Source organism: Mesorhizobium sp. M1E.F.Ca.ET.041.01.1.1 (assembly GCF_003997355.1).
Classification (GTDB): Bacteria; Pseudomonadota; Alphaproteobacteria; order Rhizobiales; family Rhizobiaceae; genus Mesorhizobium.
The window spans coordinates 1-404 of the sequence record NZ_RZSL01001280.1; the positions used below are offsets into that span (position 1 = coordinate 1).

Genomic DNA, 404 nt, shown 5'->3' on the forward strand with positions numbered 1-404 from the left:
GCCGGTGATCGCATCCGTGACCGCATCGACGAGCCGCCGCCGCACCTCGAGCGGCATCCAACCGTCGATCACCGCGGCCTCGAAATCGATGACCGATGAGGCCGCGACGATTGCATAGGCCAGCGCTTGCGCGGCGTTTGCAATCCATTCGTCCAGTTCGGCGCCAATATCACCCCATTCCTGCGGCGAAGTCCAAAGATGCGAGCCGTCTATGCCCTTCGCGTTGAGCGCCTTTTCCAGCATCGCGATCGAGGCGACGTCGATGAGCTGCGTCGGCTTGCCGTCCGGCCCCGGCACCGGCATGGAGCCCAGCGCGCCGGCGTTTCCGGTCGGACCGCCGAACAGGCGGCCGTTGAGTACGATGCCGCCGCCGGCAAAGGCGCCGATATAGAAATAGACGAAGT

The 404-nt window shown here is 65.1% G+C and carries 1 protein-coding gene; it reads right to left on the reverse strand.

The features are described from left to right. The coding region (locus tag EOA38_RS38790) for an ROK family protein (protein WP_145966375.1) at positions 1–404 on the reverse strand (404 nt) is incomplete at both ends.